Raw genomic sequence first — 431 nt, 5'->3', positions numbered from 1 at the left:
AGCTGATCATTTGCACTTTTTAGCGGAACGCAGATATAAAAAATCCCCGGCTTTTGGAGCCAGGGATGTGGGATGCAGAAACCTTCTTGACGCTGATTTTTTTTCAACCTAAAGTAAAGGAACAAGGGTAAGGGAGGATTCCTCCCCCCTCTGATTGGCTGTTAATAAGCTGCGAAACTTACGAGTAACAACACAATCAGTATGATGACGAACTTCATCATAACCCTTTCCTTATACAAGGCCCCTTCCTCGGGAGGGGCTTTCCCGTTTCAGCCCCTTGCTGACTCCCCGATTGTTGATGAGCATCAGACCCTGCGCAATGCTTTCCCTGATGCAGTTTTCTCTTCCCCGAGTCGACTCGCAAAACGCTGCAACAAGCTGATCATTTGCACTTTTTAGCGGAACGCAGATATAAAAAATCCCCGGCTTTT

2 protein-coding genes are annotated in these 431 nt (G+C 46.9%); both read right to left on the bottom strand.

Annotation, left to right across the window (positions count from 1 at the left end; translation table 11 throughout):
• Window positions 1-161 precede the first annotated feature (161 nt).
• A complete protein-coding gene (locus tag HEM79_RS22375; protein ID WP_105271347.1) occupies window positions 162-221 on the bottom strand; it encodes a type I toxin-antitoxin system Ibs family toxin in 60 nt (19 codons plus the stop codon).
• 10 nt (window positions 222-231) lie between these two features.
• Window positions 232-431 (bottom strand): hypothetical protein (locus HEM79_RS22525; RefSeq protein ID WP_207105874.1); only part of this gene is annotated, 200 nt, incomplete at its 5' end.

The organism is Escherichia sp. 93.0816 (assembly GCF_013368855.2).
Classification (GTDB): domain Bacteria; phylum Pseudomonadota; class Gammaproteobacteria; order Enterobacterales; family Enterobacteriaceae; genus Escherichia; species Escherichia ruysiae.
The sequence above is the reverse complement of the archived record's forward strand: the minus strand, read 5'-3'. Positions and strand labels throughout refer to the sequence as shown.